General features: G+C 68.6%; 9 protein-coding genes. 4 read left to right on the top strand and 5 right to left on the bottom strand.

Going from position 1 to position 8,882, the window contains the following annotated elements:
- The coding region (locus tag ACFWF3_RS14165) for an MFS transporter (protein ID WP_379314002.1) at positions 1 to 759 on the top strand (759 nt) is incomplete at its 5' end.
- Positions 760 to 777: 18 nt separating this feature from the next.
- Here the strand turns inward: ACFWF3_RS14165 and ACFWF3_RS14160 are convergent.
- Positions 778 to 1,251 carry a PPOX class F420-dependent oxidoreductase gene (locus ACFWF3_RS14160; protein ID WP_378992304.1) on the bottom strand — a complete coding sequence of 158 codons (474 nt, stop codon included), beginning with the start codon at positions 1,249 to 1,251 and terminating at the stop codon, positions 778 to 780.
- 99 nt (positions 1,252 to 1,350) lie between these two features.
- Between ACFWF3_RS14160 and ACFWF3_RS14155 the strand changes: the two genes are divergently transcribed.
- Positions 1,351 to 1,935: a DUF1345 domain-containing protein gene (locus ACFWF3_RS14155; RefSeq protein WP_379314001.1), complete on the top strand. Its 585-nt coding sequence runs from the start codon at positions 1,351 to 1,353 to the stop codon at positions 1,933 to 1,935.
- On the opposite strand, the gene ACFWF3_RS14150 is transcribed toward ACFWF3_RS14155, so the two are convergent.
- Positions 1,925 to 3,271, bottom strand: coding sequence for an aspartate aminotransferase family protein (locus ACFWF3_RS14150; RefSeq protein ID WP_378992308.1), 1,347 nt, complete (start codon positions 3,269 to 3,271; stop codon positions 1,925 to 1,927). The genes ACFWF3_RS14155 and ACFWF3_RS14150 overlap by 11 nt on opposite strands.
- 17 nt (positions 3,272 to 3,288) lie before the next feature.
- Positions 3,289 to 4,779: a CoA-acylating methylmalonate-semialdehyde dehydrogenase gene (locus ACFWF3_RS14145; RefSeq protein ID WP_379314000.1), complete on the bottom strand. Its 1,491-nt coding sequence runs from the start codon at positions 4,777 to 4,779 to the stop codon at positions 3,289 to 3,291.
- 108 nt (positions 4,780 to 4,887) lie between these two features.
- Between ACFWF3_RS14145 and ACFWF3_RS14140 the strand changes: the two genes are divergently transcribed.
- The gene (locus tag ACFWF3_RS14140) at positions 4,888 to 6,510 is read left to right on the top strand and encodes a PucR family transcriptional regulator (protein WP_379313999.1); all 1,623 of its coding nucleotides are present in this window, start codon (positions 4,888 to 4,890) and stop codon (positions 6,508 to 6,510) included.
- A gap of 10 nt (positions 6,511 to 6,520) precedes the next feature.
- Here the strand turns inward: ACFWF3_RS14140 and ACFWF3_RS14135 are convergent, their stop codons facing one another.
- Both ACFWF3_RS14135 and ACFWF3_RS14130 read right to left on the bottom strand, forming a co-directional pair.
- Positions 6,521 to 7,369, bottom strand: a complete 849-nt coding sequence (locus tag ACFWF3_RS14135; RefSeq protein WP_379313998.1) for an SGNH/GDSL hydrolase family protein — start codon at positions 7,367 to 7,369, stop codon at positions 6,521 to 6,523.
- Positions 7,370 to 7,391: 22 nt separating this feature from the next.
- Positions 7,392 to 8,036, bottom strand: coding sequence for a LysE family translocator (locus ACFWF3_RS14130; RefSeq protein ID WP_379313997.1), 645 nt, complete (start codon positions 8,034 to 8,036; stop codon positions 7,392 to 7,394).
- Positions 8,037 to 8,055: 19 nt separating this feature from the next.
- Between ACFWF3_RS14130 and ACFWF3_RS14125 the strand changes: the two genes are divergently transcribed.
- Positions 8,056 to 8,796 carry an NADPH-dependent F420 reductase gene (locus ACFWF3_RS14125; protein WP_379313996.1) on the top strand — a complete coding sequence of 247 codons (741 nt, stop codon included), beginning with the start codon at positions 8,056 to 8,058 and terminating at the stop codon, positions 8,794 to 8,796.
- Positions 8,797 to 8,882 lie beyond the last annotated feature (86 nt).

Genomic DNA, 8,882 nt, shown 5'->3' with positions numbered 1-8,882 from the left:
GGCGGTTTCGTCCTGCTGGTGATCTTCGTTTTCGCCGAGCGACGCGAATCCGATCCGCTGCTGCCGTGGTCGCTGTTCGACAGCCGCGACCGGGTCGCCACCTTCGTTCTGATCTTCCTGGCCGGTGCGGTGCTCGGCGCGATGACATTCTTCGTCGCCCAGCTGCTGCAGAACGTGCTCGGCTACAGCCCGCTGCTGGCCGGTGTCGCCTCGATCCCGTTCACCATCGGCATCGGTGTCGGCGGTGCCGTGGCCTCCAAGGCCGCGTTGGTGATCGCCCCGCGCTGGTTGCTCGCCACCGCGGGTGTGGTGCTCGCCGTCGGCCTGTTCTTCGGGTCGACGCTGGACCGGCACGTGCAGTACCTGCCGACGCTGCTGGCCCTGCTGCTGGTGATCGGCTTCGGCGTCGGGATGGCGATCGTGCTCGCTCCGCTCTGCGTGCTGGTCGGGGTTCCGCCGTCGAACATCGGCCCGCTCTCGGCGGTCGGCCAGATGTTCATGAGCCTGGCGACACCGATCGCCATCGGTCTGCTCAGCCCGATCGCGGCGTCACGCACGCTGTCGCTCGGCGGCAGCGATACCCCCGGCGCGAACACGACGCCCGCCGAGATCGACGCGCTCAACAGCGGCTACACCCTGGTGCTGTTCATCTGCGCGATCATCGCCGCCGTCGCCGCGCTCGTCGCGCTGACCGTGCGCTACACCCCGCAACAGCTGGTGCAGGCGCAGCACGCGCAGGAAGAGGCCCAGCGGAGCTGACTCCGCCGGGCCCGCTGGTCAGAAGCGTCCGGCGACCTTGGTGGGGGTGACGCGGATGACGACGCGTTCGGCGTCGTCCACCGAGGCCGGGTTGAACTCGCGATACGGCTTGCCGGTGTATTTGAGCGACATCTCGTCCGGCAGCGCCCGCTCGGGATCCGGTGTGGTGGTGGCGGTTCCGCGTACCTCGGCGTACAGGAACGGCCGCTCCGGCGGGTTCACCATCACGGTGATCCGCGGGTCACGCACCAGGTTCTTGGCCTGCTGCCGTGAGACGGTGGTGGAGAACAGCAGTTCGTCGCCCTCGCGTTTGATCCAGACCACGGTCAGATGCGGATGCCCGTTGGGCCCGACGGTGGCGACGGTCGCGTAGACCTTCTCCTCGTCGAGGTACGACTTCAGTTCATCGGAAAGCACTGCGGTATCGGTCACGCTCTTGGACAACGCATTGCCCGGCCGGGGAATTCCGGTCAGGATTCGATCGGTGGTCACGCGTAGCCGGAGCGCGTCGACCAGTCGCGCGGCGCGGAAACGCCGCCGCCGGGCGCGGTGTCGGTGTGTCCACGCGGCGGCGTGGTAGACGTTGCGGCCATGAGTCGCACGCTGGTGTGGGTACTGGAGCTCGGGCTGACCGTCCTCGGTGTGGTCTGGTTGTCGCTCTTCTCGTGGACAACCGGCGGGATCGGCCTGCTGCTGGTCTGGGATCTGCTGGCCGTCGCCTATGTCGCGTCGGGCTGGCTGCTGTTGCGCCGCGACCTGCCCGACGACTCCATCGACTGGATCGGTCCACGCTGGTACACCACCACTTTCGCGGTGGTGGCCAGTGGCGCCGGGCTGGCGGCCGGGATGATCATGATCGGTGCCCGCGACAGCGATGCCGACAATGCCGTCGCGGCGGCGACGGTGCTGATGTCGTGGTTGCTCCTGCACACCGCGTTCGCGCAGATCTACGCGCGGGCCCAGTTCGCCGACGGGGGACTGCGTTTCCCGGAGTGCCCGGTGCCGCAGCTGTCGGAGTTCGTGTACTTCTCGTTCACCATCGGTACGTCGTTCGCGGTATCGGATGTGAAGGTGGTGCACCGGTCGATGCGCCGGCGCGTCACCGCCCACAGCGTGCCGAGTTTCTTCTTCAACGCCGCCGTCGTCGCCATCGCGATCGACTGGATCAAGGGGTAGCGACGGTGTGCGCGTCGGCGACGGTGAGGGCTTGGTCGAGGATGGCGAGCCCCTCCTTGGCCTCGGCCTCGGTGATCACGCACGGCGGGACCACGTGCAAGCGGTTGAAATTGACGAACGGCAGCATCCCGCCTGCGCGGCAGGCGGCCACCAGTTCGTTCATCGCGGGGCTGGTGCCGCCGTAGGGGGCCAGTGGCTCGCGGGTGGCCCGGTTCCGGACCAGCTCGACGGCCCAGAAGACACCGAGCCCGCGGACTTCGCCGATGCTCGGATGCCGTTGCGCCAGTTCACGAAGGCCGGGCCCGATGACCGTCGCGCCGATGTCGGCGGCGTTCTCGACAATGCCTTCCTCGGCCATCGCGTTGATCGTCGCGACGGCAGCGGCGGTGGCCAGCGGATGACCGGAATAGGTGAGCCCGCCGGGATACGGGCGGTGGGCGAAGGTCGCCGCGATGGCCGCGTTGATCGCCACGCCGCCGAGCGGGACATACCCGGAGTTCACGCCCTTGGCGAAGGTGATCAGATCGGGCACGACATCGAAATTGTCGATGGCGAACCACTTTCCGGTCCGGCCGAAGCCGGCCATCACCTCGTCGGCGATGAAGACGATGCCGTGCTTGTCGCACAGCGCGCGCACTCCACGCATGTACTCCGTGGTCGGCACCATGATGCCCGCGGTGCCCGGGACCGACTCCAGGACGACCGCGGCGATGGTGGCCGGACCCTCCATCTCGATGGTGCGTTCCAGATGCGCCAGCGCGCGTTCGGTTTCCTGCGCCTCGTCGGTGGCGTGGAACTCCGAGCGATACAGGAACGGGCCGAAGAAGTGCACGGTGCCGGTGTTGCCGTGGTCGTTGGGCCAGCGGCGCGGGTCGCCGGTGAGGTTCACCGCGGTCTCGGTGCCGCCGTGATAGGAGCGGTAGCGCGAGAGCACCTTGTAGCGGCCGGTGTGCAGTCGCGCCATCCGGACGGCGTGCTCGACGGCGTCGGCGCCGCCGTTGGTGAAGAAGATCGTGTCGAGGTCACCGGGCGTGCGTTCGCTGATCAGGCGGGCCGCTTCCGAGCGGGCATCGTTGACGAACGAGGGTGCGACAGTGCACAGCTTGGCCGCCTGCTCCTGGATCGCGGCGACGACCTTCGGATGCTGGTGGCCGATATTGGTGTTCACCATCATCGAGGAGAAGTCGAGCAGGCGGTTGCCCTCGCCGTCCCACACGTAGCACCCCTCGGCGGCGGTGAGCACCGTCGGCGTGAGAGTCGCCTGCGCGGACCAGGAATGGAAGACGTGGCGGCGGTCGAGCTCGTAGGCGCGAGCGGCCTCTTCGGAAAGCGTCATGGCGAAGTCTCCTGAAGTCACTTGTTCTGTGGGAAACCGAGTTCCAGCCCACCGTGGCTCGGGTCGAGCCAGCGGGTGGTGACCGCTTTGGTGCGGGTGAAGAAGTGCACGCCGTCGGTGCCGTGCGCGTGCGAGTCACCGAACAGGGAATTCTTCCAGCCGCCGAAGCTGAAATAGGCCATCGGCACGGGGATCGGGACGTTGATGCCGACCATACCCACCTCCACCTCGTGCTGGAACCGTCGTCCCGCGCCGCCGTCGTTGGTGAAGATGGCGGTGCCGTTGCCGTAGCGGTTCGCGTTGATCAGCGCCACCGCCTCCTCATAGGTACCGACCCGCACGACCGACAGCACCGGGCCGAAGATCTCGTCGGTGTAGACGCTCATGGTCGGAGTGACCTCGTCGAGAATCGTGGGGCCCAGCCAGAATCCGTCCGGTGCGCCGTCGACGGTGAGATTGCGCCCGTCGAGCACCACCCGGGCACCGGCCGTCTCGCCCGCGTCGATGTACTCGGCCACCCGGTCGCGGTGCGCCCGGGTGATCAGCGGGCCCATCTCGGCGCCACCGGTGCCGTCACCGGTGACGATGTTCGCGGCTCGTGCACTGATCTTGGTGACCAGATCGTCGGCCACCCCGCCGACGGCGACGACCACGCTGATCGCCATGCACCGCTCACCCGCCGACCCGAAACCGGCGTTCACGGCGGCATCGGCGGCCAGGTCCAGATCGGCGTCGGGCAGTACCACCATGTGGTTCTTCGCGCCGCCGAGCGCCTGCACCCGCTTGCCCGCCGCGGTGCCGCGCTGGTACACGTACTTGGCGATCGGGGTCGAGCCGACGAACGAGACGGCCTTGACGGCCGGGTTGTCCAGGAGCTCGTCGACGGCGACCTTGTCGCCCTGCACGACATTGAACACACCGTCGGGCAGGCCTGCCTCCTGCCACAGCCGCGCCAGCCACAGCGCCGCCGACGGGTCCTTCTCGCTCGGCTTGAGCACCACCGTGTTGCCCGCGCCGATCGCCAGCGGGAAGAACCACATCGGCACCATGGCGGGGAAGTTGAACGGTGCGATGATCGCGACCGGACCCAGCGGCTGCCGGATCGAGTAGATGTCGACATCGGTCGAGGCGTTCTCGGTGAAGCCGCCTTTGAGCAGTTGCGGGACACCACAGGCGAATTCGACGACTTCGAGCCCACGGGTCACCTCGCCGAGCGCGTCGGCGGCCACCTTGCCGTGTTCGGCGGTGATCACCGCGGCCAGTTCGGTCTTCCGCTCGGCCAGGAGTTCGCGGAAGCGGAACAGCACCTGGGTGCGGCGGGTGAGCGAGGCGTCACGCCAGGAGGCGAAGGCCATCGTCGCGGCGTCGATCGCGGCGCGGGTGTCGGCCACATTGGCCAGCGCCAGCTCCCCGGTGACGGCGCCGGTGGCGGGATTGGTCACCGGCGCGGTGGTCTCGCTGCTGCCGCTGACCGATTTGCCGTCGATCCAGTGCCCGATGGACTGCATGAATGCCTCGTTTCGCCGGTGGTGTGGTGCTTCCACCCTGGTCCATCCTGAGCCGTCGGCGGGCCGACGATATGTACACAATCGCGGCATTCATATTACGATTCGTCAATGCTGATGACCGTGGCCGATGTGCTCGCGACGCCGGTGATGCAGGCCGGGCAACCCGAGGTCATCTGTGCCGCGAACCTGGACCGGGCGGTGCGCTGGGTGCATGTCAGCGACCAGGCCGAGGTGGCCGACCTCCTGGTCGGCTCGGAGTTGATCCTGACCACCGGGCAGGCGCTCGCCGCTCCCGAGCAGGCGCGGATCGTCTACCTGAGATCGCTGTCCGCCGCCGGCGTCGCGGGACTGGTCGTGGAGCTGGGCAGCTACGTGAGCGAGCTGGGTCCCGTCGTTGCCGCCACGGCCGCCGAACTCGGGTTGCCGGTGATCGTGCTGCACCGGGTGACCCGCTTCGTGGAGATCACCGAAGCCGTCCATCGGGCGATCGTCGCCGACCAATACGCCGAACTCGAATTCGCGCGCACCGTGCACGAGACCTTCACCGAGCTGAGCGTGCGCCGCGCCGCGCTGGCCGAGATCGTGCACACGGCCGCGAGCATGCTCGACGCGTCGGTGGTGCTGGAAGACCTGTCGCATCGGGTGCTGGCGGCTACCGCCCGCCACACCAGTTCGGCCGCGCTGCTCGATGATTGGGAATCGGTGTCGCGGATGCTGCCCGACGGGTCGGGTGTGGTCGGCGTCGGACCGCACACACAGCGCTGGGGCAGGCTGATCCTGCGCACCGACCATGCCCACACCGCGCGGGTGGGCATGGTCCTCGAACGCGCCGCGCAGACCATCACCCTGCACCGGATGATCGACAAGGACCGTTTCGGCCTGCACCGCCAGGCCCAGACCGGCCTGATCGCCGATTTGGTGGAGGGCCGGGTGATCGACGAGCGCGACGCGCAGGCGCGCGCGGCAGCCCTCGGTCTGCACCGCCGGGCTCGTTATGTGCCGCTGGCGATCGAGATCGATACGGAACCGGCACCGGATCCGGTGGCGGCGCAACGACGGAGCGAGGCCATCGTCGAAGCGGTGACGCATGCGCTCGGCCTGGTCGACGCGTCGGCGCTCAGCGCGGCGGAACATCGGCGAACCCGCGGTGGCTCCGATGGGGAGCAGGTCACCGCGATCCTCGCGGTGCCGCGGGGCGACGACGTCGACGGCCGGCTGGCGACGGTGTGTTCGGCGGTGCTGGCCGAGGTCGGCCGGGTCGACAACGTGCGTCGTGCGGTCGTCGGCGTCGGCGCCGACTCCGATTCCCTCCTCGACACCGCGGGCAGGCTCGCGCATGCCGCGGGTGTCGCCGAGGTAGCCCTGTCGATGACCGCGGCGGCGAATCGCGCGTTCTTCCGCAGCGCGGATATTCGTCTGCGCGGTCTGCTGTCGCTGATCCGCGACGAGCCCGGCGTGCAGAGTTTCGCCGAGGCCGAACTCGGGGCACTGCTGCGCTACGACATCCGCCACACCGCCGACCTCACCGGCACGCTGCGCCGCTTCCTCGACCTGGCGGGCAACAAGACCGAGCTCGCCAAGGCGCTCGCGATCAGCCGGCCCACCCTCTACGACCGTCTCGCCCGCATCGAACGCGTCCTCGCCGTCGACCTCGACGACGGTGAATCGCGCACCTCCCTGCACGCCGCGCTGCTCGTGCGCGACCTCACTGCGGGTGGCGCGAAGCTCTAGACCGCAGAGGTCAGCGGGAAAGGACTCCGGTCGACTCGACGGCGGCGACGATCAGGTCCGCGACGCCCCGTTGGCCCGCGAGGGTGGGGTGATAGGGGAGCAGGGTCTGATCGGCGAGAATCGGATCGAACCAGCGGACGCCAGGGTCGGCGCACATCCCGAATTCGCGGGAGGCGGTGACGGTATCGATGTACACGGCGCCGTGGTCGGCGGCCGCCCGCGCGACGACGGTGTTGAGGCGTTCGAACTTGGACTGGATGTAGGCGGCGTCGGCGGGAAGCAGGCCGAGCATGGCCGGGCAGCTGGTGTTCGTGAGATAGGTGGGCCACCCGTCGACGAAAACGGTCGCCTCGGGTGCGCGCCGGGTGATGTCGGCCAGCGCGGCGGCGTAGGCGGGCGCGATCGCGTCTATCCTGTTGTCCCACTCCGGATCTGCCTCGGCGGCACAACCGCCGCTGAGTGCTCCGGCGTGACAGTGGCCGAGGATGAACTCGGTCATGCCGGCGTCGTTGGCGCCCATGTGCAGGGTGACGATCCGGGTGGCGGGACCGAGTGCGTCGAACTGGGGGTCGATCCCGGCGCCTTGCGACCCGTACAGATCCGGGATCTTCGCCGAGCTGCAGGTCCGGTCGTCCAGCGCCAGCCCGAGTTTTTCGGCGACCAGCTTCGGCGCGTTGGCGGTGGACCGCACACAGCGCAGCGGAGCCGTCACGTCGAGATCGACCGCACCGGTGGTGGCTGCCCCGGAATCGCCGAGCGCGACATAGGTGGCGCCCGGCCCCACCTCGGCCTGTGCCACCGCGTGCGTCGACACCGAGACCATCAGCGCCACAGCGCCGGTGAGCAGCAAGCTCTTCATCGAAGATCCTGACGGTTGTAGTTCAGTCTTTGCGACCGGTGAGAGCGAGTGACGTGCCGAGCCCGATCATCACCAGGCCACTGGTACCGCCGATGGCGGCGAGACGGCGTGGCGACCGCGCGAACCAGGACCGTGCCGACCCGGCCGCGAACGCCCAGAGCGAGTCGAAGATCAGGCCGAACACGGGGATGCAGAGCCCGAGGATCAACATCTGCTGAGGGACCGCACCGTGCGTGGTATCCACGAACTGTGGCAGCAGCGCCGCCAGGAAGACGATGGTCTTCGGGTTGGCGGCCCCGACGATCACGCCGTCGCGCAACGCCGCCATCGGACTGTGCGCGGCCACGTCCTGCTCGGCGTGAAAGGCAGTCCGTAGCGCGTCACGATGGCGAATCGCCTGCACGCCGAGACAGACCAGATAGGCGGCGCCGACCAGTTTGATCGCGGTGAACACCGCCGCCGACGCCGCCACCACCGCGCCCAACCCGAACGCGACTGCCACGACTTGGCCGTACACCCCGACCGCATTGCCCAGCACGGTCATCAGCGCCGATCGTCGCCCGACGGTGAGTGCCCGGCCGATCGTGAACAAGACGCTGGGTCCGGGCACGATCACCAGCAGAAACGCCAAACCCGCGAACGAGACCAGATGAGCCGACGACACCATCGCCCCACGCTATCCGGCAGTGGGCGCGGTGACAACGGCCGCGGTGCGCGGGAACAACGATGCGGTGGTGGCGGTTGTGCTGCGCATGACGACACTCGGATTGATCGGTAGCGGACATATCGGATCCACCGTCGCGCGGCTGGCGGTGGACGCGGGTTATGACGTGGTGCTCAGCAACTCACGCGGACCGCAGACCCTGGCGGATCTGGTCGCCGAGCTGGGTCCGCGGGCTCGGGCGGGTACCCCGGCCGAAGCGGCCGAAGCGGGCGACTATGTGGTGGTCACGGTGCCGTTGAAGGCGTATCGGGACGTACCGGTCGCACCGCTCGCGGGCAAGGTCGTGTTCGACACCAACAACTACTATCCCGACCGCGACGGCGCCTTCCCCGAACTCGACGCCGACCAGACCACCACCAGCGAACTGCTGCAACGCCACCTGCCGGAATCGAAGGTGGTCAAGGCGTTCAACAACATCGCCTACGCCAACCTCGCCGAACTCGCGCGCCCGGTCGGTGCCGCGGACCGGTCTGCCCTGCCCGTGTTCGGCGACGACCCCGACGCCAAGAAGCTCGCCACCGACCTCATCGACGCCATCGGCTATGACGTGGTCGACGGTGGGTCCCTCGCCGAAAGCCGCCGCTCCCAACGGGATACCCCGGTTTACGTACGCCCCTATGCCGCCGACGACAACTGGCCGCCCGCCTCGAAGCCCGCGGGCGCCGAGGAGGTGCGTGCGGCCCTCGCCGCCGCCGAGGTCTGAGCGCTGAGCGTCGTCCGGCCGGCCGCGCCCGGCCGGACGACCAGGTTCGGGGGGTTGTGGGTCTGTCTCTTATAAACAACTGACGA

The sequence above is a fragment of the Nocardia sp. NPDC060220 genome (assembly GCF_042727815.1).
Classification (GTDB): domain Bacteria; phylum Actinomycetota; class Actinomycetes; order Mycobacteriales; family Mycobacteriaceae; genus Nocardia.
This window is presented reverse-complemented; position numbering and strand designations above follow the sequence as displayed.

What these genes read in the sequence shown, in the direction of transcription:
- ACFWF3_RS14155 (WP_379314001.1), top strand. Translation starts at nt 1,351, where the DNA reads ATGAGTCGCACGCTGGTGTGGGTACTGGAGCTCGGGCTGACCGTCCTC.
- ACFWF3_RS14150 (WP_378992308.1), bottom strand. Translation starts at nt 3,271, where the DNA reads ATGACGCTTTCCGAAGAGGCCGCTCGCGCCTACGAGCTCGACCGCCGC.
- ACFWF3_RS14145 (WP_379314000.1), bottom strand. Translation starts at nt 4,779, where the DNA reads ATGCAGTCCATCGGGCACTGGATCGACGGCAAATCGGTCAGCGGCAGC.
- ACFWF3_RS14140 (WP_379313999.1), top strand. Translation starts at nt 4,888, where the DNA reads ATGCTGATGACCGTGGCCGATGTGCTCGCGACGCCGGTGATGCAGGCC.
- ACFWF3_RS14135 (WP_379313998.1), bottom strand. Translation starts at nt 7,369, where the DNA reads ATGAAGAGCTTGCTGCTCACCGGCGCTGTGGCGCTGATGGTCTCGGTG.
- ACFWF3_RS14130 (WP_379313997.1), bottom strand. Translation starts at nt 8,036, where the DNA reads ATGGTGTCGTCGGCTCATCTGGTCTCGTTCGCGGGTTTGGCGTTTCTG.